We start from the raw sequence: 20,646 nt of genomic DNA, 5'->3' as shown, positions 1-20,646 counted from the left end.
ATCATCAGTAAGGGTGTCACTATGACTAACGCAGCATTGAAGGAGCAGCAGAACGGCGATGCCGTCTACGTAGCCTCGTTTGAAAACTTGCGCATGACGGATGTTGAATCCGTTGGCGGCAAGAACGCCTCCCTGGGCGAAATGATCAGCCAGCTGGCTGGCGCAGGCGTCCGGGTTCCGGGCGGCTTCGCAACGACGGCGCAAGCCTTCCGCGACTTCCTGTCGCACAGTGTCGACGGCGGCAAGCCGCTGGCCGAACGCATCGCCGACCGCCTGGACGGCCTGAATATCGACGACGTGCGCTCCCTGGCGCAAGCCGGCGCCGAAATCCGCCAATGGATCGTGGACACTCCGTTCCAGCCTCGCCTGCAGGCTGAAATCGAGCAGTTCTACGCCCGCCTGGTGGCCGACTCGGAAACCGAGATGTCCTTCGCCGTGCGATCCTCCGCCACCGCGGAAGACTTGCCGGACGCGTCCTTCGCTGGCCAGCAGGAATCCTTCCTGAACGTGGTCGGCATTGAAAACGTGCTGGACGCAATGAAGCACGTGTTCGCTTCCCTGTACAACGACCGCGCCATCTCCTACCGCGTGCACAAAGGCTTCACCCACGCCGAAGTGGCGCTGTCGGCCGGCGTGCAGCGCATGGTGCGCTCGGACGTGGGCGCCGCAGGCGTCATGTTCACCATCGACACCGAATCGGGCTTCAAGGACGTGGTCTTCATCACCTCCAGCTACGGCCTGGGCGAGACGGTGGTGCAGGGCGCGGTCAATCCGGACGAATTCTACGTGCACAAGCCTATGCTGGAGCAGGGCAAGTCGCCTGTGATCCGCCGCAACATCGGCTCCAAGCTGATCAAGATGGAATTCACCGCCGAAGCGAAAGCCGGCCGTTCCGTCAAGACCGTGGACGTGCCTATCGAAATGCGCAACCGCTACTCGCTGAACGACGCCGAAATCGTCGAGCTGGCGAAGTACGCGGTCATCATCGAGAACCACTACCAGCGTCCCATGGACATCGAGTGGGGCAAGGACGGCCGCGACGGCAAGCTGTACATCCTGCAAGCGCGTCCGGAAACCGTGAAATCGCAGCAGAAATCCACCGATGCGCAGCAGCGCTTCAAACTGAAGTCCACCGGCACCGTGCTGACCTCCGGCCGCGCCATCGGCCAGAAGATCGGCGCCGGTCCCGTGCGCGTGATCCGCGACCCGTCCGAAATGGAACGCGTGCAGCCGGGCGACGTGCTGGTGGCCGACATGACCGACCCGAACTGGGAACCGGTCATGAAGCGCGCTTCCGCCATCGTCACCAACCGTGGCGGCCGCACCTGCCACGCGGCGATTATCGCGCGTGAACTGGGCGTGCCAGCCGTTGTGGGCTGCGGCGACGCGACCGACATCCTGAAAGACGGCACCTTCGTGACCGTGTCCTGCGCCGAAGGCGACGAGGGCAAGATCTACGACGGCCTGCTGGAAACCGAAGTGTCGGAAGTGGCGCGCGGCGAACTGCCGGCGCTGAAAACGAAGATCATGCTGAACGTGGGCAACCCGCAGCTGGCCTTCGACTTCCAGTCGGTGCCGAACGCCGGTGTGGGCCTGGCCCGCCTGGAGTTCATCATCAACAACAACATCGGCGTGCACCCGAAAGCCATCCTGGAATACCCGAACATCGACGCCGACCTGAAAAAGGCCGTGGAGTCGGTGGCGCGCGGCCACGCTTCGCCGAAGGCGTTCTATGTGGACAAGCTGGCCGAAGGCATCGCCACCATCGCCGCCGCGTTCTGGCCGAAGAAAGTGATCGTGCGCCTGTCGGACTTCAAGTCCAACGAGTACAAAAAGCTGATCGGCGGTTCGCGCTACGAGCCGGACGAGGAAAATCCGATGCTGGGCTTCCGGGGCGCGGCGCGCTACCTGTCGGCCGACTTCGCCGGCGCCTTCGAGATGGAATGCGCCGCCATGAAGCGTGTGCGCAACGACATGGGCCTGACCAACGTGGAAATCATGGTGCCCTTCGTGCGCACCCTGGGCCAGGCTGAGAAAGTCATCAACCTGTTGGCCGCCAACGGCCTGAAGCGGGGCGAAAACGGCCTGCGCGTCATCATGATGTGCGAAGTGCCGTCGAACGCCGTGCTGGCCGACCGCTTCCTGGAGTACTTCGACGGCTTCTCCATCGGTTCCAACGACCTGACCCAGCTGACCCTGGGCCTGGACCGCGATTCCGGCATGGAGCTGCTGGCGGCCGACTTCGACGAGCGCGATCCTGCCGTGCAGGCGCTGCTGTCGCTGGCCATCCAGGCTTGCCTGAAGCAGGGCAAGTACATCGGCATCTGCGGCCAGGGCCCTTCGGACCACCCCGAGCTGGCCGTGTGGCTGATGGAGCAGGGCATCGAATCGATGTCGCTGAACCCGGACTCGGTAATTGATACCTGGCAGAAACTGGCAGCATTGCAATAAAACAAGTTGACGTGAAGGCGATTTGAGTTAGACTGGAGTTATTGGAACGTTTAGCAAAAAATCATCAAAACCTTACACATTGCAGCAAGAACCCTCGTCGCCTTCGCAGGCAGCGGGGGTTTTTTATTTTTCACAACGAGGAGGCATCATGTCTGACTGGAGTATGTGGCTGCTGGCCGCAGGCGTGCTGGTGGTGCTGGAGCTGCTTACCGGCACCTTCTACCTGCTGATGATCGCCATCGGGCTGGCTGCCGGCGCGGCGGCGGCGTTCGCGGGCGCGTCCGGCCCGCTGCAGACGGTGATTGCGGCCGTGGTGGGCGTGCTGGCCACCGGGCTGCTGTACCGCAGCAAGTACGGCCGTCATACCGGCGTGGACGCGGCGGTGGACCCGAATGTGAATATGGATATCGGCCAGACCGTCAGCGTGCCCGCGTGGCAGGACGGCGTGGCGCGCGTGATGTACCGGGGCGCGCTGTGGGACGTGGAACTGGCGCCGGGCGCGACGCCGCTGGCCGCGCCTGGGCTGTACACGATACGCGAAGTACGGGGCAGCCGGCTGATCGTCGGCGCCTGAACCTTGAATCTGCTTGTCAACAACGTGGAGAATTAAATGGAAATCGGCATAGGCAACGTCAGCTTTGTCATCTTTATCCTGGCGCTGGTATTCGTCTTCAAGACCATCAACGTGGTGCCGCAGCAGCATGCCTGGGTGGTGGAACGGCTGGGCAAATACCACGCCACGCTGGGGCCGGGGCTGAACATCGTGGTGCCCTTCGTGGACCGTATCGCCTACAAGCACGTGCTCAAGGAGATCCCGCTCGACGTGCCGCCGCAGGTCTGCATCACGCGCGACAACACGCAGCTGCAGGTGGACGGCATCCTCTACTTCCAGATTACCGACGCCATGCGCGCGTCCTACGGCTCGTCCAACTACATCGCCGCCATCACGCAGCTGGCGCAGACCACCTTGCGTTCGGTGATCGGCCGCATGGAGCTGGACAAGACCTTCGAGGAGCGCGAGCACATCAACACCGCCATCGTCAACGCAATTGACGAATCGGCCGCCAACTGGGGCGTGAAAGTGCTGCGCTACGAGATCAAGGACCTGACGCCGCCGGCCGAGATCCTGCACGCCATGCAGGCGCAGATCACCGCCGAGCGCAGCAAGCGCGCGCTGATCGCCGCATCCGAAGGCCGCAAGCAGGAGCAGATCAATATCGCCACCGGCGAGCGCGAGGCGTCGATCGCCCGCTCCGAAGGCGAAAAACAGGCCGCCATCAACCGCGCGCAGGGTGAAGCGGCCGCGATCATCGCCATCGCTGATGCAACCGCCGGTGCGTTGCGCGAAGTGGGCGCCGCCATCCAGTCGCCGGGCGGCTCGGACGCGGTGAACCTGAAAGTGGCGGAGAAATACGTCCAGGCCTTCGCGGAACTGGCCAAGACCAACAACTCCCTCATCGTCCCCGCCAACCTGGGCGACATGAGCGGCCTGATCGCCACCGCGATGCAGGTGGTGAAGACGCAAAAGAGCTAGGCCGCCGGCGTGCTGTCCGTATTGGGCTGGCTGCTGCGAGCGGTGTTTCTCTTATATGCGCAATCGTATATCGAACCTGTAGCCGCCAGCCCCGAGCCAGAGTTGCAGCAGCGCTGCCGGAAAGCGCTGAGCACCCAGCGCACCCCTTAGACGCAATGAATCCTGATTTCATGCTGGCCTGCTTTTTCGCCTTTGCTATATGTAAATGAGCAGGATTTCAGCTTGTCCGGGAGCGGCTTAGAGAGCGTGACTTCATTGTGGGCGCCGTAGCCGCACTCTAGCCACTTCCCGTTTGGAAAGGGTCTATCAAGGTCATACGTGTATGACCATTCCTGTTTGCCGGGCTTGCTGGTAAATTCAGCAAGATCCCCGCGCATTTCGGGCGGGCCGCTGATTGGGGCTGCAGAGTTTAGAAAGAGCTCGGATCTTACGCTGGAGGTCCAGCCGGGGACCTGCGTCGTAGAGATAGAAACGGATGACGGGCAGCGGACCGGTGCCGGCGCCGCGATGGCAGCGTGAGCCGTCGCGACGACGAGGAGGCTGAAGATTGTCGGCGTGTTCATATCGCTCATTCGATTACAAAAAAGGCGTCGGCATTATCGCTTGGGGAGACAAATCTTCCTTTTTTGTCCTTTCCGAGAGAGGGGATGAATCGGGATGATATTTTTTTGTCCTTTTTGTTTTTCCACTGGTCCATCACGTAAATGCCATTGATTCCTTGCCGCAAGTACAGTGCTGCATGGTTGCCATGGTTAAGGTTCTGGTATCGGCCATTGACGAAAGTAGCTATTGCCGTTCCCTTTTTTAGTGAGGTGTTGCCTAAGACGGCCTTTCCTGGCTTCCAGCTCAATGTCCGTGGCGCACCCGCATATAGCTGTACGAGAGCGACACATTGATGCGAGCCTACTAGCTCATGCTTTTCCAGATCATCTACTTTCCCGTATTCGTAGGCCATTTGAGTTCCCCTTAGTTTCCCGGTTCGAAGCGAACCTGAGTGAGTTTGGGTCTCAGCGCGGCGGTCGGTTTTGGTGAAAGTCAATGAAGATGCTTGGTCTCTGTCTCTGTTTGACCGACGTCATGTGGTGAAGACACAAGGGACTGACCGATAGCGGTCTGCTCGTGGGAGCGGGCCATGCCGGCATGGGGGCGCCGGCACAGCCTGGTAAGCCTATCTTATTGCGGAAGACCTTCGACGATGCGGAAATCGCGTTCGGCGCCGTCGCCCAGTGCTACCAGCGATGCCGCGTAAGCGGGACTGGCATACGCTTCCCGCGCCGCTTCGATGGAGGGGAACTCGATCACCACCGTCAGCTGCTGCACGCCGGCCTCCTGCACCTCCGGCCGCGCGTTGAACACCAGCGCGCGTCCGCCTGCTGCGTCAATCGGTGGCCGCGCCAGCTCGGCGTAGGCCTTCACTTTTGCCTGGTCCGAGATGGACCGGTAGGCGACGATCCAATATCCTTTATTCATACTGCCTCCATGGTTACCATTTTCCATTGTGGGCGCCGCCATCGACGCGCAGCACTTCCCCGGTGACTTGTTTTGCTTCTGTCAGATATACCACGGCTTGGGCGATGTCTTCAACGCCGGCGGTGGCGTTGTTCGGCGCCAGCGATTTGAGAAAGTCGGCTGGAATCCCATTGGTCAGCGGGGTGTCTACGATTCCGGGCGCCACCACGTTGACGCGGATGCCTTGCGGCGCGAATTCGGACGCCAGGCTGCGCGTCACGGCCTCGATGCCGCCTTTGGTGATCATCGGCACTGCGGCGGTCAAGGCGCGGTTCGGGCTGCCGACCAGCGTGCTCGAGATGCCGACTATGCTGCCGCCGCGCCCCTGCGCCAGCATCTGCTTGATGGCCAGCTGGCTGATGTACAGGTAGCCTTCCAGGTTGGTGTGCGACAGCGCGGCGAAGTCTTCCGGCGTGTAGTCGAGGAAGGGCTTGGCGATGAAGATACCGGCGTTGTTCACCAGGCCGTCGATGCCGCCGAATTGTTCGATGGCGGCGGCCACCACCTTGGTGGCGGTGGCGAGTTCGCCAATGTCGCCATCCACCAGCCCCAGATTGGCGGACGGCTTGAACGCTTCGGATTTGCTGATGCTGCGCGAGGTGGCCACCACGTTGTAGCCGCGCGCCAGGAATGCTTCAACTATGCCTGCGCCTATACCTTGAGATGCGCCGGTCACGATAATGGTTTTCTGCTGTTGGGTCATGCTGTGCTCCTGGTGGGTGGTTGATGAGATGAACTTTACTTCCAACGCTGCGGCCGATAAAGGCGGCACCAGGAGCTTCTATTATTACATCGTGTAATGAATTGGCTGGGTGGTGCAGCGGCTGGCCAGGTATTCGGACATCCAGTACAGCAGCGCCAGGCCCGGGAAGGCCGCGCCGGTAAGCAGGGCGGCGTACCAGCCGTGGCTGGCGTAGACCCAGCCTCCCAGCGCGGAACCGAGCGCGCCGCCGGCGAAGAACAGGGCGAAGTACAGGCCGTTCAGGCGGCTGCGCACTTCGGCGCCCAGGCTGAAGATGGCGCGCTGGCCCAGCACCAGGTTGGCGGCCACGCCCATGTCGAGCACGATGGAGGCCACGGCGAGGATGGCCAGCGATACGTTGCGCATGGCAGCCGAGTCCGGCGCAAACAGCGGCAGCAGGAAGCTGACCAAGCCCAGCAGCAGCGCGGCGGCGGTTGCCATCAGCGTATGGCCCGAATCGGCCAGCTTGCCCGCGATGGGCGAGGCGATGGCGCCTGCCATGCCGACCAGGGCGAACACGGCCACGCCGGTCTGCGACAGGTGGAAGGCGGGCGTGGCCAGCATCAGCGGGGCGACGGTCCAGAACAGGCTGAAGGCGCCGAACAGGCCTGCGTGGTAGGCGGCGCGGCGGCGCAGCACGGGCTGCGTGAGGAACAAATGCCACAGCGACGCCATCAGCTTGCGGTAGGGCACGGGCGAGGCCGGCACGCGTTCCGGCAGCTGGCAGCGCAGTACCGCCGCCAGCGCCACGATGGCGACGGCGGCGCCGCCAAAGACCACGTGCCAGCTCGATGCGTCCGCCACCAGGCTGGCCACCGGCCGCGCCAGCATGATACCCATCAGCAGGCCGCTGACGACCTTGCCCACGGTCTGGCCGCGCGTCGCTTCGAGCGACAGGTGTGCTGCGAACGGCACCAGCACCTGCGCGGCGACCGAGCCCAGGCCGATGGCCAGCGCGGCGGCGAGGAAGGTCCAGGCGCTGGTGCTGCTGGCGGCTGCGGCCAGCGCGGCGGCGGTGAACAGCAGCGCGCCAACCACCAGCTTGCGGTTCTCCAGCAGGTCGCCCAGCGGCACCACGAACAGCAGCCCCAGGGTATAGCCCGCCTGCGTGAGTGTGACGATGAGGCCGGCCGCCTCGGGCGAGAGTCCGGTGGCGGCGCTGATCGGCCCCACCAGCGTTTGCGCGTAGTAGAGATTGGCGACGATCAGCCCGCAGGCGATCGCCAGCAGCCAGACCATGCCTTTGGAAATGTCCTTGTTCATTTTTGCCTCTCAGAATGGATATGCGATACAACCCATTCTAGGGAGAAGCCGTCTTCAGATAATTAGGGCATAATCCTCATACACTTTTCACTTAATCTGAACAATGGACAGGCTAAAAGCCATGCAAACCTTCGTCCGCATCGTGGAAGCGAACAGCTTCACGAAGGCGGCGGAGACGCTGAACCTGCCGCGCGCGGCGCTGACGGCCACCATGCAGAACCTGGAGGCCTTCCTCGGCACCAGGCTCTTGCAGCGCACCACGCGCCGCCTGTCGCTCACGCCCGACGGCGCCGACTACTTCCGCCAGTGCGTGGATATCCTGGGCGCGGTGGAGGCGGCAGAGGCGGGCTTCCGTGGCGCCAGCGCTGGCCAGCCCAAAGGCAAGCTGCGCATAGACCTGCCGGGCACGCTGGGCCGCCGCATGGTGATGCCGCGCATCGGCGAGTTCTGCGCGGCGTATCCCGAAGTCGAGCTGGTGCTCAGCCTGAGCGACCGCATCGTGGACCTGGTGCAGGAGGGCATAGATTGCGCGCTGCGCGTGGGCCAGTTGCAGGACTCCTCGCTGGTGGGGCGCCAGATCGGCAGCATGCGCTTCCTCACTTGCGCCGCGCCTGGCTATCTTGAGCGCCACGGCGTACCGCGCACGCTGGACGACCTGGCTGCGCACAAGGCCGTGGTCCACTTTTCCGGCCGCACCGGCCGCGCCTTCGACTGGGATTTCCAGGTGGGCGGCAAGGTGGTGAAGGCCGATATGGCGGGCGCCATCTCCGTCAACGACGCGGACGCTTACCTGAGCTGTGCCTTGCAGGGCATGGGGCTGGCGCAGGTCGGCGCCTACCAGGCGCGCCCGCATTTGCAGGCCGGCGAGCTGGTGGAAGTGCTGCAGGCCTGGCCGCCCGTGCCCATGCCGATTTCCCTGCTGTACCCGCAGGGCCGCATGGCCGCCCCCAAGCTGCGCGTGTTCGCCGACTGGCTGAGCAGCCTGTTTCAGCAAGAAGCGGATCTCCAGCTGTGGGAAGTGTAATAACATGGCGCCTATCGCAAACTTGGGCAGACAGGAAAGAATATGGGTACTTGGGCGGTAGGCGCATTCGGCAACGACTTCGCGCTGGATTGGGCGCAGGATCTGCAGGAATCGAAGGACTTGTTCTTCATCGAGGACACGCTGAACAACGTGCTGTCGCCGGACAGCGCGGACTACCTGGAGGCGCCGTTCGCGGCGGAAGGCCTGGCGGCGATCGAAGTGCTGGCGCGGCTGTACGGCAAGCCGGGCGAGGATGACGAAAACACCGCCGACGTGGCCGCCTGGGTGGCGGAAGTGAGCCAGAAGACCACCAAGCGCCGCGCGGACCTGATCGAGAAATCGCAGCGCGCCATCGAGCATATCCTGTCCGAGCGCTCCGAGCTGCGCGAACTGTGGCAGGACAGCGAGCACTACGAGGACTGGCGTGCTGCCGTCGCGGACCTGCAGGCACGCATACTGCTGACGCCGTCTACGTCCGCACCATAATGCGACGCTTTATATCGTAATGTTTGCCATTGCCCCAGCACAATGGCAAAGTGTAGCTTGTCGACAATAGAAACAGAGAATATCGTGGGGACCACGCTTTACACGGCCAGCGTGCCGGTGTTTATACATTATCTGCAGCAGTTGCATGCAACGCTGCGCGTGGGTGAAAATCATGAGCGGCGCACCGGCCGGGCGCTGGTGGGCGCGGCGCTGGCGGAAGGGATGTTCCCCTTCGCCCAGCAGGTGACGACCGCCTGCTCCTTCGCCGTGCGCGCCTGCTGCCCCCTGCTGTCGGCGGACCTGCCGGTGCTGGGCGGGGGCGGCCAGGACTGGGACCAGCTGCGCGCCCGCATCGCCGCCACGGTCGATTTCCTGGAGGATGTGCCCGAAGACCGCATCGACGCGGCCGAGGACATGCAGGTGGTCACCACGGCCGGCCTGGTGTCGCCGGTCTTCTCGGGAAGGGACTACGTGCTGTCCTATGCGCTGCCGAACTTCTTCTTCCACCTCGTCACCGCGCACGCCATTCTGCGCAGCCAGGGCGTCCCTGTCGGCAAAGAGGACTTCGACGGCTACCACCAGTACCAGGCCGGTTTCAGCTTCCCTCAGGCGAAATAAAGCGCCTTGGGTTAGCATGACGGCATGCAGATCTATTCCGAACACGAAGCCAGCGCCGGCGTCGCCGCGCTGGACGGCTTCCTGGCGCGCCACAGCAAAGTGCTGGTGCTCACAGGCGCCGGCCTGAGCACCGCTTCCGGCATTCCCGATTACCGCGACAAGGACGGCGTGCGGCGCGGCCGCGCTCCCGTGCAGGGGCCGGAGTTCCGCCGCTCGGACGCGGTGCGCCGCCGCTACTGGGCGCGCAGCATGGTGGGCTATCCCACGCTGGCGCAGGCCGCGCCCAACGACGGCCACCGCGCCCTGGCGGCGCTGGAGCATGCGGGCAGGGTGGGTGGCGTGATCACGCAGAACGTGGACGGCCTGCACCAGCGCGCGGGCAGCCGCAATCTGATCGAACTGCACGGGAATATACACGGCGTGGTGTGCCTGGCATGCCAGGCGCAGTACGCGCGGGCGGAGATCCAGCACCAGCTGCTGCGCGAGAATCCGCAACTGGCCGCCGCCGACGCCCAGCCGCTGCCGGACGGCGACGCGCAACTGGAGCCGGAGGCGCTGGAGCACTTCCTGGTACCGCACTGCGCCCGCTGCGCAGGCGTGCTGCAGCCGGACGTGGTGTTCTTCGGCGACACCATCCCCAAGCCGCGCACCGAAGCAGCCTTGCAGGCCATGGCGGACGCGGACGCGCTGCTGGTGGTGGGCTCGTCGCTGATGGTGTTTTCCGGCTTCCGCTTCTGCAAGCTGGCGGCCGAAACGGGCAAGCCCATCGCCGCCATCAATGCGGGCGTGACGCGGGCGGACCATCTGCTGTCGCTGAAAGTCGCCGCGTCCGCCGAGACGGTGCTGCCGATGCTGGTGTGACGCCGCAGGATCCTGTAGGGCGGGTTAGGCGAAGCCGTAACCCGCCAATTTGGCCGCGCCGGCGCGTCCTACAACCGCATCATCGGCAACGGGCTTAGCGGATGGCTGAGCAGCCGCCGCCAGGACAGCTGCAGCAGCCGCTTGTGGAAGCCCGCATCGGGAAACGCGGCGAACACTTCACCCAGGAAGGCGCGCGGCAGGCCGTGGGAAATCACGCCGTGCGTCACGTCCACCCAGTCCGCGCGGCGGAAGGTTTCCACCAGCGCCGGCGTGCCCGGCTCGCAGCGGGTGATCTTGTGGTGCTGGCCTATCATGCCCAGCACTTCGCCGCGCCAGGCGTTCAAGCCCTTGCTGTCCAGATAAGCGGCGGCCAGCGCCTCGGATGGGGGCAGATAGTCGAAGGTGCGCGCGGTCCAGATGCCCAGGTCGTGGAAGGCCACGGCAATGGCCAGCTTGGGCGTGCGGTCCGGCTGCGCGGGCGACAGGGCATTGCAAAAATTGAGTACGCGGTAAGCGTGGTTGCGGTAGGCCTGGAGATCCAGGCCCAGCGCGGTTTCATGCTCTTGCAGCAGATCGTCCAGCAGCTCAACCCGGGTGGCGATCATGGGCGGCGCTGCCTAGTGCTGCATCAGCATCGAGCGGACGATGCCTTCCTTGGCCAGCGCGTAGTCATGCGCCGCCAGCACCAGGTTGGTGTTGGGCTGGATGACCTTCACATTGACGAACACCATGTCGCTGGTCTCGGCGTAGGAGCCCACTACGATGGCCTGCGCATTGTGCTGCTGCGCCACCTGGCCGATTTCGCGGGTGAGCATCAGCTCGCCCTGGCCGCGCTTCAGGTAGACGCTGTTGCGCAGCTTCATTTCCACCATGTTCAGGTTGCCCTGCGACAGGCGGGTGGAAATCTGCTCGGACACCAGGCGGCCCAGCGTGGTGGTCTGCTCCAGCGCGTCGATATTGACCACGGTGGCCATGATCAGCGGCTTGTCCGCCAGCAGCTTGCCGTTCAGCTGCGACAGCAGCGTGTCCGCCGCCTTGTAGTTGGACGCGATGAACTGGTTGGACGACACCGTGGCGTAATTGGTTTCTTCCTTGGCCGGGGTGCTGGAGCAGGCGCCCAGCAGCAGCGGCAGTGTTGCGGCGCACAGCATGGCGCACAGCGGCGCGAGTTTGCGCATTATCGGTCACCCTTGACTTGGAACGTTTTCAACAACTTCGATTCTGGCGGCGCTTCCGGCGGAATGCCGTACAGGGTGCGGTCGCTGTCGGCCACGTAATAGGCGGAGCTGTTGCGCGCATAGTAGCGGTACTGGTCGGACACGGACACGGTCACCAGCAGCTCCGTCTGCGGCGTGGCGCCCGCGTCGAACTTGGCGTGCTGGTACTGGTAGGCGTCGTAGGCGGCCACGCCGGCGATCACGCCGGCCACCGGCTTGATCGCGGTGAGCGCCAGCACGCCGGCGGCGATGGCGGTTGGTTCGCCCGGATAGCGGTACTGCGTGCGGCCGGGCGCGAAGGTCAGCGCCTGCACGTCGATATCGATCTTGAAGGAGCCGGCCGGCGTGCGCGACACCACGTGGCCGTCGCGCACCAGCGCCGACACCAGCTGCGCCGACAGCGCGCGCTGGAACGGCGAGGCCTGCGGCGGCGGTTCGGCGATGAAGAAGGGGCGGGTCGGGCTCTTTTTCAGGTCCGCCGCCAGGCCCTGCTCGATATGCTGGGCGATGGCGGCCCAGTGCGCCGTCGCTTGCAGCGTGTACTGGTTGCTGGTGGGGAAATTATTGGCGACCGGGACCGGGCTGTACGGCGTCTGGGGAATCTGCCGCCCGGCGCAGCCGGCCAGCAGCGCGCCGGAAATCAAGATTGCTGCCGTTTTCGTCACCATATTGTCCTCGCGTCGTGAATTAGTGCTGCCACGCCAGTTTACCATGACAGTTTCTAGATAGAAATGTCTGCGGCGGTGAAAACCGGCGCGGCGGCCACGCCGTGGCGCATTAGCGACGGTGCTGTTTCATGGCCGAGGCCACTTCACGCGAGGCATCGCGGTCTTTCTCGGTGGCGCGCTTGTCGTGCTGCTTCTTGCCCTTGGCCAGGCCGATTTCGCATTTCACGCGGCCGCCCTTGTAGTGCAGGTTGAGCGGCACCAGGGTGTAGCCGGAGCGCGTGGCCTTGCCGATCAGCTTGTCGAGCTCGTTACGGTGCAGCAGCAGCTTGCGCGTGCGCACCGCTTCCGGGCTGATGTGGGTGGACGCGGTGGGCAGGGCGCTGATATGGGCGCCGAACAGGAACAGCTCGTCGCCCTTGATGGTGACGTAGGCTTCCTTGATCTGCACGCGCGCGTCGCGGATTGCCTTCACTTCCCAGCCTTCGAGCACCAGGCCCGCTTCATAGCGGTCCTCGATGAAGAAATCGTGAAAGGCTTTTTTGTTATCGGCAATAGTCATGGGTGGTGGGTAAAACAGTGCGGGTCGGTTAAACTACGGTTTCGCCGCGCGCGGAGCGCGGATAAACCAACATCATAGCAAACGGTAACACAATGGCAGTAGTGCACAAGTCGGTTATCCTGGGCTACAGCGCGGAACAGATGTTCGAGCTGGTGGCCAAGGTCGAAGATTATCCCAAATTCCTGCCTTGGTGTGGCGGCGTTGACGTGCGCGAGCGCGGCGAGAACACCGTGGTGGCCAGCCTGGCCATCCATTACCACGGCATCCACCAGAGTTTTACCACGTCCAACGTGAACACGCCGCCGCACAGCATGAAGATGCAGCTGGTGGACGGCCCTTTCAAGACCCTCGACGGCACCTGGACCTTCAAGCCGCTGCGCGAGGACGCCTGCAAGGTCGAACTCGACCTGCACTACGAATTTTCCAGCCGCCTGCTGGAGCAAGTGGTCGGCCCCGTGTTCGGCATTATCGCCAACAGCATGGTTGACTCCTTCTGCAAGCGGGCCGACACGGTCTATGGCGGCTGAACAGATCAACGTCGAGGTGTGCTACGCCACCAGCACGCTGCAATTCCGCCGCGCGCTGCGGCTGGAGGCCGGCGCCTCCATCCAGCGCGCGCTGGACGTGAGCGGGCTGGCGCTGGAAGTGCCGGGCGTCGACCTGGCCGCGATGGCGGTCGGCATCTACGGCAAGAAGAAGACGCTGGACACGGTGCTGCGCGAGCACGACAGGGTGGAAGTCTACCGTCCGCTGATCGCCGACCCCAAGAACGCCCGCCGCCGCCGCGTGCGCAAGCCCGAATAGCGCGCCGCCCGCATGCGCCTCGCCATCCTGCTGTTCCTGCTGCCGCTGCTGCTGATCGGCGTGGCCTTGTGCATCTACCGCGTGTGGTTCAAGCTCTCCTGCGTGCGCACCGAGGGACGGGGGGTGGATACCGTGGCGCGGCCCTGGAAGAGCACCGACCCGGACGCCGAAGGCATCCACTACCACAGCGTGATCGAATTCACGGCGGGGCGGCAGAGCCACCGCTTTGAAAGCAGCTGGCAGCACAATGAGCCGCAGCCCGCCGGTTTGACGGTGAAGGTGGAGTACCGCGCCGCGCGGCCGGAGATGGCGCAGGAGAACGGCGGCTGGCTGATGTCCGCCATCGCCTTGCTGATGGGCGCCTGCATGGCCAGCTTCGCCGCCCGCGTGCTGTCGGACCTGCTGCGCTGACAGGCCTCAGCGCGGAATGCGCGCCGTGAACACGGTGCCGTGCGCGCTGTCCGATTCCACTTCCAATGTGCCGCCGTGGCCGGCCGTGATTTCGCGCGCGATGAACAGGCCCAGGCCTATGCTGCGCAGCGAACGGCCATTGCCGCCGTCGTCGCCGGGCAGGCGCACCATGGGATCGAAAATGGCCTGGCGCGCCTCCGGCGGAATCAGCAGGCCGTGGTTCTGCACCGACACCACCACCGCATCCTGTTCGCCCACGGCCGCCATGACTACGGGCGCGCTCTGGTCGCGGTACTGGGCCGCGTTGTTCAGCAGGTTGGACAGCACTTGCTGCATGCGGTGCTTGTCCAGGCGCGCGTGCAGATCGCCCGAGACGGCGAATTCGAAAGGGCAGTTCGGATGCACCGCGCGCGCATTTTCCAGCGCTGCCTGGCAGATCTCGGCCAGGTCCATCAGCTCGGCGGCGATGGGAATTTCGCCGTCCAGCTGCACGCGCGCGTATTCCAGCAGATCGTTGATCATGGACGTCATCGACGCCACGCCGCGCTGCACCCGTTTGCCCACTTCGCGGCTTTTGTTCGGGTCCACTGCGGAAGTGGTCAGGTAGGAGCCGGCCAGGGAGATGGTGGCCAGCGGGCTGCGTAAATCATGGCCGAGTATGGCCAGGAAGGTGTCGCGCGCGGCAGCCGCGCGGCGGGAGTAGGTGACCACGGATTCGGCCTGTGCCTGGTCTATGGCCTCGTTGAAGCGCACCATGTCGCTGGCCGTGGTGTCCGTCACGGCCGACACATGCGGCAGCCACAGGCGCAGCACGGTGGCGCGCAACGCACGGAATTCGGCCGTCAGCTGGATCAGCGAAAAGCCGCTCAGCTGGCGCAGCGTGCCATGCGTGGCGGCGGCGCTCTCCTGGCCCAGCGCCTCCGGCGCCAGGCCGCGAGACTTCTCCTGCTGCTGGTGCGGCGTCTGGGCCGTTTCGATCTCGGCGGCGATGGCTGTAAGGATGAGTTTCGCGTGGTCTCTGAGAGCCAGCGAGGACATGTGACTGGCGGACGGCCCCTGGGTACGGGCGAATGCTTCCCATTCAGCGAGTATGCCCTCCAGGTGCTGCGTGATAAACAGGGAAAGTCGCATGAAGGGGCATTGAGGCGTTTAGTTGAGGAATCATAACCTATATGTGAAGTCGCGCACCGAAAGCGGGTGCGGACCAGGCTAGGGTGGCCGATTCAGAACCCGGGAGACTGCCATGGATCAGCTCAAACCCGCCGCCGAACTTGCCTCAGCCGCAAGCAAGCCCTATCCGAACGACAGCGCCGAGTACCGCGCCGCCCGCACGGCGCTGCTGGCCGAGGAGATTGAGCTGCGCCGCCACATCGAGCGTGTGGCGGCGCAGCGGCGCGCCTTGCCGGCGGGCGGCGAAGCGCCCGATTATCTTTTCAAGAATGAAGACGGCGCCACCGTGCCGCTGGCCGCGCTGTTCGGCCGGCACGACACACTGGTCACCTACTTCTGGATGTACGGCCCGCAGCGCGAGCGCCCATGCCCCATGTGCACCGCCTTTCTCGGCGCGCTGGACATTCCCGTGCGCGACATCTCGCAGCGCGTGGCGTTTGCGGTGCTGGGCCGCTCGCCGGTGGAGCGCCAGCTCGCCTTCGCGCGCGAGCGGGGCTGGCGCAACCTGACGTTCTACGCCACCGCCGGCGATGATTTTGCGCGCGACTATCGCGGTTTGGCGCCGGACGGCAGCGAATGGCCCGCGCTGGACGTATGGGTGAAGGACGGCGCGAAGGTCCGCCATTTCTGGGGCGCCGAGATGGGCGGCACCGAAGACCCGGGCCAGGACGCGCGCGGCGCGCCCGACCCCACGCCGCTGTGGAATATTCTCGACCTCACGCCGGCCGGGCGGGGCAGCGGCTGGTATCCCGCGTTGGCCTACGATTAACGGCGCAGCTGGCCACGCACATCGACCGTGAATGCAGGCAAATGCAGCTGCACCGCGGCGGCCGGTGCGTCGGCGGCGCTGGCCAGCGTGACCAGGTAGCCGCCCTCGGCCACGCGCCAGGTCTTGCTGGCGCTGTCGTACACGCCCAGCAGGCGCGGATCGACAGTCACCGTGGTCGTCGCGCCGGCGCCCGGCTGCAGCGCCACCTTGTCCCAGGCGCCCAGGCGCTGCGGCGCTTCCCAGCCGCCCGCCAGCGGCGCGACGTAGATCTGCGGCACCGCCTTGCCGGCGCGCGCGCCGGTGTTCTTCAAGCTGAACGTGACCGACAGCACGCCGTCCTTGAATTGCGCCGTCAGGCCGCTGTAGGCGAAGCTGGTGTAGGAGAGGCCGTGGCCGAAGGCGAACAGCGGCTTGCGGCCGGTGAGGTCGTGCCACTTGTAGCCGACCGCCGCGCCTTCGATGTTGTAGTCCGCGCGCGGCTGGTCCGCCTCGATGGCGGGACGCGGCAGCTGGGATTCGGAGGCGGGGAAGGTGGCGGGCAGGTGGCCGGAAGGATTCACTTCGCCGCTCAGCACGCGGGCGATGGCCACGCCGCCGCGCGTGCCGGGATACCAGGCCTGCAGCACCGCGCCCACGTCCGCCAGCCAGGGCATGGCGACGGGGCCGCCGGTTTCCAGCACCACCACGGTGCGCGGATTGGCGCGCGCCACGGCGGCGATCAGTTCGTCCCGTCCGCCCGGCAGCGAGAGCGAGGCCGCGTCCACGCTCTCGGCGGTCCACTGCGTGGCGAAGACAATGGCGATGTCGCTCGCTGCGGCCAGCGTGGCGGCCGCGGCGATATCCTTGCCGTCCAGGTAGGCCAGGCGGGCCTTGCTGCGCGCGGCCAGCGCCTGCATGGGCGACGAGGGATGGTAGACCATGGGGCCGGGGAACTCGGCCGGGCCTTCGTTGGGCACCGCCATGCCGCCGTGCGCGTGGACCTGCGACGAGCCGCCGCCGGACAGCACGCCCTTGTCCGCATGGCCGCCGATGATGGCGATGGAGCGCGTGCCCGCGCCCAGCGGCAGCAGCGCGCCGCTGTTCTTGAGCAGCACCATGGCCTCCTCGCTGCCCGCCTGCGTGACGGCGGCGTGCGCGCTGAAGTCGATGCTGGCTTCCGGTTCGATTGCCACCGGATGGTCCATCACGCCATGCTCGAACATGGCGCGCACGATGCGGCGCACCATGTCGTCCAGCCGTTGCTGCGGCACATGGCCGTTGGTCACGGCTTCGCGCAAGGCGTCGCTGAAGTAGGCCGAATGGTCGAAAGGCCAGCCGGACTGCTGGTCCAGGCCCGCGTTGGCGGAAGGGATGGTCGAATGCACCGCGCCCCAGTCCGACATCACATAGCCCTTGTAGCCCCAGTCCCGCTTGAGCACTTCGTTGAGCAGGTAGGGGTTTTCGCAGGAATACACGCCGTTCACGCGGTTGTAGGCGCACATGACGGAACCCGGATCGCCGCGTTCGATGGCGATCTGGAAGGCCAGCAGGTCCGACATGCGGGCGGCCGCGTCGCCCAGCTCCGAGCTGACGGTGAAGCGCTTGGTCTCCTGCCCGTTGTAGGCAAAATGCTTGACGGTGGCGATGATGTGGTTGGACTGGATGCCGCGTATCTGCTCGCCGGCCATCACGCCGGCCAGCAGAGGGTCCTCGCCCGCGTATTCGAAATTGCGGCCGTTGCGCGGGTCGCGCATCAGGTTCACGCCGCCGGCCAGCATGACGTTGTAGCCGGACTGGCGGGCTTCCTTGCCTATCATGGCGCCGGCCGCGTAGGCCAGCGCGGGGTTCCAGGTGGCGGCGGTGGCCAGGCCGGAGGGCAGGGCGGTGCGCTCGTACGGCTGTTTGGAACTGCTTTGCGTGGCCACGCCCACGCCCGCATCGGCCTGCCATTGCGGCGGCAGGCCGACCCGGGCCACGCCTGGAACGTAGCCGGCCGAGTCGCGCCGCGCTTCTTTAGGGGCAATATGGTTCTTAGGTTTGAAATCGGTGGCGAAGTAGCCGAACACGGTCTGGATTTTTTCCTCCAGCGTCATGCCCTCCACCAGGCGGGCGGCGCGCTCGTCCGAGCCGGGCGCGGCCTGCGCGGGGCAGGCCAGCGCAAGCGTCGACAACAGCGCCAGCAGGCCGGCGCCTGCGCTTGCCGCCCGGAGCGTCATGCCGGCACGAACACGTTGAGGTTGTAGGTGGCGCCCGGCGCGATGTCCTTGATATGCGCGGACGGCAGGAACTGGCCGGCATGCGTGACCATCACTTCCTTCACGTCGGTGCGGCGGATGTCGAGCACGAACTTGGCGCCACGGAACAGGCGCGTCACCTTCATGCTGTTCCAGCCCTTGGGCAGCTGCGGATTGATGCGCAGGCCTTCGGCGTCGCCCTGCAGGCCGCACAGGCCCTCGATAAAGCAGCGGTAGGCCCACGACACTGTGCCGGTGTTGAACAGCTGGCTGGAGCGGCCCGCCTGCTTGGGATACTGGTGCCAGGCGCCGCGATAGTAGTTGGGGATGAACACCGGCAGCTGGCCGCGCTGCAGGTAGTCCGCCTCGGTCGGGCCGGGTATCATCTGGCGCAACAGCTTGTAGGCGCGGTCGGACTCGCCCACCGTGTACAGGCTGTAGATGTAAAACACGGACGCGTGGTTGTACACGGCGCCGTTTTCCGCCGAGCCGGGATGCTTCTGCGTGACGCGGCCCACGTCCTCGCGCATGGCGCTGAACGGCGGCGCAAACATGGCCACGCCATACGGGGTGCTGAGCTGCTCATCCACCTGCGCCAGCATTTTCCCGCGCTGCTCCGGGCTGGCCGCGCCGCCGAGGATGGACCAGGCCTGCGGATTGAGCCAGATGCGGCCTTCCTTGTCCTTCTTGGTGCCAAAGGTGACGCCGTCGTCCGTGATGCCGCGCGAGAACCAGTCGCCGTCCCAGAAGTGGGTGTTGGCGGCGGCGTTCACCTCGGCCGCGCCTTCGCGGTAGTGCGCTGCGCGGTCTTCGCGGCCCAGCTGGGCGCACATGTCCGCCCACAGGTTCAGCGCGTAGGCGGTGGCCACGGTGAGCCAGCCGGACACGCCCTTGCCCTTGTAGCCCACCATATTCATCGGGTCGCACCAGTCGCCCTGGGCGATGAAGCTCAGGCCGCGCTCGTCGCGCGCTTCCAGCAGCCAGTCCATGGCGCGGCTGATGCGCTCGAACACCGTCTGCTCCACGCCGTCCTCCGCGCCGCGCACCAGTGTGCGCAGCATGGCGTAGTCGCCGGTTTCGTCCAGATAGGTTTTCAGGCACACCGGCAGCCACACGCAATGGTCGGTGTGCGGCACCTGGTTGATATACTTCAGCTCAGCGCCTTCCACCAGCAGGATCCCGTCCGGCATGGCGCCGTTGGCTTCCTGCTGCGACAGCGCGTGCATGAAGGCCGCGCGCGCCACCTGGGGCTTGATGAAGCTCATGCCCATATTGTCCTGCAGGTAGTTGCGGGTCTGCGGGTCGGTGGTCAGGCGATTCACGTCGCCGTGGTAGTAGACCTGGCGCGCCAGCCAGTTGTTGACGAAGTTGTCCAGTTCCGCGTCCGGCGTTTCTATCTGCAGCACGCCACGGCCTTGCTCGATATACCAGGCGTAGTCGCGTTTGGCATCGGCAAAGCCGGACTGGCTCAGGTACTTGCCGCGCATGGCGCGGATTTCCGCGTCGTCGAAGGCCGGGCCGAAGATGAAGCGCAGTTCGCGCTCGGCGCCTGCGTCCAGCGCCAAGCGGTACTGCACGGCGGCCGTGGGCGTTTCATAGCGTGCGTCGCTGCGTTCCAGTTCTGCGCGCTGGATGCCGGACGGCGCATGCAGGCCGCCTTCGCCCTCGAAAGCCTGCTGCATGGTCTCCCAGGAATCCGGCGGCGTCTCGCACAGGAAGTAGGTGCGGTCCTTGAAGAATTTGTTCTTGAAGTAGTCCGCAACCTTTTGATACGGCGTGATGCAGCTGGCCACTACGCCACCCAGGTCCAGGCGGTATTCGGCGGACTGGTTCATCCACGACATATAGCCGATGGGGAAGTAGGGGTAGACGCTGATCTTGCGCGGACGGCCGGACAGGTTCACCACCTTGACCGACCACAGCTCCACCACGTCCTGCGTTGGCAGGCTCAGGGTCAGCTCCACGCGTATGCCCAGGTGCTCCACCGCCCATTCGATATCGCTCTTGCCGACCGAGAAGCGGAAGCTGTCCACCGGCGCGCGGACCGGCTCGTAGGGCGCGGAAAACAGCTCGCCGCTTTCCTCGTCCTTGATGTACACGAAGCGGCCCGGATGGTGGGCGTAGTAGTTCTGCTCCGGCTGCATGAAGGTCTTGGCCTCCAGGTTGGGCGCATAGGCGTACTTCGCGGGCTCCGGCTGCATGAACTGCGCGGTGGCGTAGCCCCGGCAGGTCACTTGTATCATCATTTTCTGGTTCCACAGGAAGCCGCCTGCTTTCGGCATGGCCGTCGGGCTGGTCAGTTCATAGCGGTCGCCATCGTGGGTTGGGCGTAGCATTGGGTATCTCC

The 20,646-nt window shown here is 65.1% G+C and carries 23 protein-coding genes; 11 read left to right on the top strand and 12 right to left on the bottom strand.

The features are described 5' to 3' along the window. Positions 1-21 precede the first annotated feature (21 nt). The 3 genes from ppsA to KT882_RS18845 all read left to right on the top strand — a co-directional run bounded on the left by ppsA (position 22) and on the right by KT882_RS18845 (position 3,985). Positions 22-2,451, top strand: a complete 2,430-nt coding sequence (gene ppsA, locus KT882_RS18855; protein WP_228893031.1) for a phosphoenolpyruvate synthase — start codon at positions 22-24, stop codon at positions 2,449-2,451. Between the two features lie 148 nt (positions 2,452-2,599). Next, complete coding sequence (locus tag KT882_RS18850; protein WP_228893030.1) at positions 2,600-3,025, top strand: NfeD family protein; 426 nt, start codon at positions 2,600-2,602, stop codon at positions 3,023-3,025. Between the two features lie 36 nt (positions 3,026-3,061). Then, entirely contained in the window at positions 3,062-3,985 is a 924-nt protein-coding gene (locus tag KT882_RS18845) for an SPFH domain-containing protein (RefSeq protein WP_228893029.1), read from the top strand. A 146-nt stretch (positions 3,986-4,131) separates the two neighbouring features. Here KT882_RS18845 and KT882_RS18840 read toward each other — a convergent pair whose 3' ends face one another. The 5 genes from KT882_RS18840 to KT882_RS18820 all read right to left on the bottom strand — a co-directional run bounded on the left by KT882_RS18840 (position 4,132) and on the right by KT882_RS18820 (position 7,499). Next, positions 4,132-4,557 (bottom strand): STY0301 family protein, encoded by a 426-nt coding sequence (locus KT882_RS18840; RefSeq protein WP_228893028.1) that lies wholly within the window; start codon positions 4,555-4,557, stop codon positions 4,132-4,134. Continuing rightward, on the bottom strand, positions 4,554-4,940 hold the full coding sequence (locus KT882_RS18835; protein WP_228893027.1) for a BPSL0067 family protein: 387 nt from the start codon (positions 4,938-4,940) through the stop codon (positions 4,554-4,556). The genes KT882_RS18840 and KT882_RS18835 overlap by 4 nt, the downstream gene beginning before the upstream one ends. Positions 4,941-5,158: 218 nt before the next feature. Further along, positions 5,159-5,455 carry a DUF1330 domain-containing protein gene (locus KT882_RS18830; RefSeq protein ID WP_228893026.1) on the bottom strand — a complete coding sequence of 99 codons (297 nt, stop codon included), beginning with the start codon at positions 5,453-5,455 and terminating at the stop codon, positions 5,159-5,161. Positions 5,456-5,468: 13 nt separating this feature from the next. Next, the gene (locus KT882_RS18825; protein WP_228893025.1) at positions 5,469-6,197 is read right to left on the bottom strand and encodes an SDR family NAD(P)-dependent oxidoreductase; all 729 of its coding nucleotides are present in this window, start codon (positions 6,195-6,197) and stop codon (positions 5,469-5,471) included. 84 nt (positions 6,198-6,281) lie between these two features. Beyond that, positions 6,282-7,499: an MFS transporter gene (locus KT882_RS18820; protein WP_228893024.1), complete on the bottom strand. Its 1,218-nt coding sequence runs from the start codon at positions 7,497-7,499 to the stop codon at positions 6,282-6,284. 121 nt (positions 7,500-7,620) lie between these two features. Between KT882_RS18820 and KT882_RS18815 the strand changes: the two genes are divergently transcribed. From KT882_RS18815 to KT882_RS18800, 4 genes are all read left to right on the top strand, one after another. Beyond that, a complete protein-coding gene (locus KT882_RS18815; RefSeq protein ID WP_321170269.1) occupies positions 7,621-8,523 on the top strand; it encodes a LysR family transcriptional regulator in 903 nt (300 codons plus the stop codon). A gap of 42 nt (positions 8,524-8,565) precedes the next feature. Continuing rightward, positions 8,566-9,009 carry a DUF4259 domain-containing protein gene (locus KT882_RS18810; protein WP_161073162.1) on the top strand — a complete coding sequence of 148 codons (444 nt, stop codon included), beginning with the start codon at positions 8,566-8,568 and terminating at the stop codon, positions 9,007-9,009. Positions 9,010-9,093: 84 nt separating this feature from the next. After that, entirely contained in the window at positions 9,094-9,627 is a 534-nt protein-coding gene (locus tag KT882_RS18805) for a DUF1993 domain-containing protein (protein WP_161073163.1), read from the top strand. A 24-nt stretch (positions 9,628-9,651) separates the two neighbouring features. Next, entirely contained in the window at positions 9,652-10,488 is an 837-nt protein-coding gene (locus KT882_RS18800) for an NAD-dependent protein deacetylase (protein ID WP_161073164.1), read from the top strand. Positions 10,489-10,556: 68 nt separating this feature from the next. On the opposite strand, the gene KT882_RS18795 is transcribed toward KT882_RS18800, so the two are convergent. The 4 genes from KT882_RS18795 to smpB form a co-directional block, all read right to left on the bottom strand. Then, entirely contained in the window at positions 10,557-11,093 is a 537-nt protein-coding gene (locus tag KT882_RS18795) for a hypothetical protein (protein WP_161073165.1), read from the bottom strand. A gap of 12 nt (positions 11,094-11,105) precedes the next feature. Beyond that, on the bottom strand, positions 11,106-11,666 hold the full coding sequence (locus KT882_RS18790; protein WP_161073166.1) for a FlgO family outer membrane protein: 561 nt from the start codon (positions 11,664-11,666) through the stop codon (positions 11,106-11,108). Continuing rightward, the gene (locus KT882_RS18785) at positions 11,666-12,418 is read right to left on the bottom strand and encodes a hypothetical protein (protein WP_228893022.1); all 753 of its coding nucleotides are present in this window, start codon (positions 12,416-12,418) and stop codon (positions 11,666-11,668) included. The genes KT882_RS18790 and KT882_RS18785 overlap by 1 nt, the downstream gene beginning before the upstream one ends. A gap of 64 nt (positions 12,419-12,482) precedes the next feature. Further along, positions 12,483-12,932: an SsrA-binding protein SmpB gene (gene smpB / locus KT882_RS18780; protein WP_161073168.1), complete on the bottom strand. Its 450-nt coding sequence runs from the start codon at positions 12,930-12,932 to the stop codon at positions 12,483-12,485. 92 nt (positions 12,933-13,024) lie between these two features. Here smpB and KT882_RS18775 point away from each other — a divergent pair, with 92 nt between their 5' ends. The 3 genes from KT882_RS18775 to KT882_RS18765 are packed head-to-tail and all read left to right on the top strand — an operon-like array spanning position 13,025 to position 14,147. After that, the gene (locus KT882_RS18775) at positions 13,025-13,459 is read left to right on the top strand and encodes a type II toxin-antitoxin system RatA family toxin (protein WP_228893021.1); all 435 of its coding nucleotides are present in this window, start codon (positions 13,025-13,027) and stop codon (positions 13,457-13,459) included. After that, positions 13,449-13,736 carry an RnfH family protein gene (locus KT882_RS18770; protein WP_228893020.1) on the top strand — a complete coding sequence of 96 codons (288 nt, stop codon included), beginning with the start codon at positions 13,449-13,451 and terminating at the stop codon, positions 13,734-13,736. The genes KT882_RS18775 and KT882_RS18770 overlap by 11 nt, the downstream gene beginning before the upstream one ends. A 12-nt stretch (positions 13,737-13,748) precedes the next feature. Continuing rightward, positions 13,749-14,147, top strand: a complete 399-nt coding sequence (locus tag KT882_RS18765; protein ID WP_228893019.1) for a DUF3592 domain-containing protein — start codon at positions 13,749-13,751, stop codon at positions 14,145-14,147. Between the two features lie 6 nt (positions 14,148-14,153). On the opposite strand, the gene KT882_RS18760 is transcribed toward KT882_RS18765, so the two are convergent. Then, on the bottom strand, positions 14,154-15,278 hold the full coding sequence (locus KT882_RS18760; RefSeq protein ID WP_228893018.1) for a sensor histidine kinase: 1,125 nt from the start codon (positions 15,276-15,278) through the stop codon (positions 14,154-14,156). A 112-nt stretch (positions 15,279-15,390) separates the two neighbouring features. Between KT882_RS18760 and KT882_RS18755 the strand changes: the two genes are divergently transcribed. Then, positions 15,391-16,086, top strand: coding sequence for a DUF899 family protein (locus KT882_RS18755; protein ID WP_161073173.1), 696 nt, complete (start codon positions 15,391-15,393; stop codon positions 16,084-16,086). Here the strand turns inward: KT882_RS18755 and KT882_RS18750 are convergent. Both KT882_RS18750 and KT882_RS18745 read right to left on the bottom strand, forming a co-directional pair. Continuing rightward, positions 16,083-18,281, bottom strand: a complete 2,199-nt coding sequence (locus KT882_RS18750; RefSeq protein ID WP_228893017.1) for a beta-glucosidase — start codon at positions 18,279-18,281, stop codon at positions 16,083-16,085. The two genes, KT882_RS18755 and KT882_RS18750, sit on opposite strands and share 4 nt — an antisense overlap. Continuing rightward, a complete protein-coding gene (locus KT882_RS18745; RefSeq protein WP_228893016.1) occupies positions 18,278-20,635 on the bottom strand; it encodes a GH36-type glycosyl hydrolase domain-containing protein in 2,358 nt (785 codons plus the stop codon). Before KT882_RS18745 ends, KT882_RS18750 begins: the two co-directional genes overlap by 4 nt. Positions 20,636-20,646: the final 11 nt, after the last annotated feature.

The organism is Pseudoduganella aquatica (assembly GCF_020865585.1).
GTDB lineage: Bacteria > Pseudomonadota > Gammaproteobacteria > Burkholderiales > Burkholderiaceae_D > Rugamonas > Rugamonas aquatica_A.
Note: the sequence above shows the minus strand (reverse complement) of the source record. Positions and strands in the feature narration are given on the sequence as shown.

What these genes read in the sequence shown, in the direction of transcription:
- KT882_RS18835 (WP_228893027.1), bottom strand. Translation starts at nt 4,940, where the DNA reads ATGGCCTACGAATACGGGAAAGTAGATGATCTGGAAAAGCATGAGCTA.
- KT882_RS18810 (WP_161073162.1), top strand. Translation starts at nt 8,566, where the DNA reads ATGGGTACTTGGGCGGTAGGCGCATTCGGCAACGACTTCGCGCTGGAT.
- KT882_RS18830 (WP_228893026.1), bottom strand. Translation starts at nt 5,455, where the DNA reads ATGAATAAAGGATATTGGATCGTCGCCTACCGGTCCATCTCGGACCAG.
- KT882_RS18825 (WP_228893025.1), bottom strand. Translation starts at nt 6,197, where the DNA reads ATGACCCAACAGCAGAAAACCATTATCGTGACCGGCGCATCTCAAGGT.
- KT882_RS18785 (WP_228893022.1), bottom strand. Translation starts at nt 12,418, where the DNA reads ATGGTAAACTGGCGTGGCAGCACTAATTCACGACGCGAGGACAATATG.
- KT882_RS18800 (WP_161073164.1), top strand. Translation starts at nt 9,652, where the DNA reads ATGCAGATCTATTCCGAACACGAAGCCAGCGCCGGCGTCGCCGCGCTG.
- KT882_RS18775 (WP_228893021.1), top strand. Translation starts at nt 13,025, where the DNA reads ATGGCAGTAGTGCACAAGTCGGTTATCCTGGGCTACAGCGCGGAACAG.
- KT882_RS18820 (WP_228893024.1), bottom strand. Translation starts at nt 7,499, where the DNA reads ATGAACAAGGACATTTCCAAAGGCATGGTCTGGCTGCTGGCGATCGCC.
- KT882_RS18755 (WP_161073173.1), top strand. Translation starts at nt 15,391, where the DNA reads ATGGATCAGCTCAAACCCGCCGCCGAACTTGCCTCAGCCGCAAGCAAG.
- KT882_RS18840 (WP_228893028.1), bottom strand. Translation starts at nt 4,557, where the DNA reads ATGAGCGATATGAACACGCCGACAATCTTCAGCCTCCTCGTCGTCGCG.
- smpB (WP_161073168.1), bottom strand. Translation starts at nt 12,932, where the DNA reads ATGACTATTGCCGATAACAAAAAAGCCTTTCACGATTTCTTCATCGAG.
- KT882_RS18745 (WP_228893016.1), bottom strand. Translation starts at nt 20,635, where the DNA reads ATGCTACGCCCAACCCACGATGGCGACCGCTATGAACTGACCAGCCCG.
- KT882_RS18750 (WP_228893017.1), bottom strand. Translation starts at nt 18,281, where the DNA reads ATGACGCTCCGGGCGGCAAGCGCAGGCGCCGGCCTGCTGGCGCTGTTG.
- KT882_RS18765 (WP_228893019.1), top strand. Translation starts at nt 13,749, where the DNA reads ATGCGCCTCGCCATCCTGCTGTTCCTGCTGCCGCTGCTGCTGATCGGC.
- ppsA (WP_228893031.1), top strand. Translation starts at nt 22, where the DNA reads ATGACTAACGCAGCATTGAAGGAGCAGCAGAACGGCGATGCCGTCTAC.
- KT882_RS18790 (WP_161073166.1), bottom strand. Translation starts at nt 11,666, where the DNA reads ATGCGCAAACTCGCGCCGCTGTGCGCCATGCTGTGCGCCGCAACACTG.
- KT882_RS18795 (WP_161073165.1), bottom strand. Translation starts at nt 11,093, where the DNA reads ATGATCGCCACCCGGGTTGAGCTGCTGGACGATCTGCTGCAAGAGCAT.
- KT882_RS18845 (WP_228893029.1), top strand. Translation starts at nt 3,062, where the DNA reads ATGGAAATCGGCATAGGCAACGTCAGCTTTGTCATCTTTATCCTGGCG.
- KT882_RS18770 (WP_228893020.1), top strand. Translation starts at nt 13,449, where the DNA reads ATGGCGGCTGAACAGATCAACGTCGAGGTGTGCTACGCCACCAGCACG.
- KT882_RS18760 (WP_228893018.1), bottom strand. Translation starts at nt 15,278, where the DNA reads ATGCGACTTTCCCTGTTTATCACGCAGCACCTGGAGGGCATACTCGCT.
- KT882_RS18850 (WP_228893030.1), top strand. Translation starts at nt 2,600, where the DNA reads ATGTCTGACTGGAGTATGTGGCTGCTGGCCGCAGGCGTGCTGGTGGTG.
- KT882_RS18815 (WP_321170269.1), top strand. Translation starts at nt 7,621, where the DNA reads ATGCAAACCTTCGTCCGCATCGTGGAAGCGAACAGCTTCACGAAGGCG.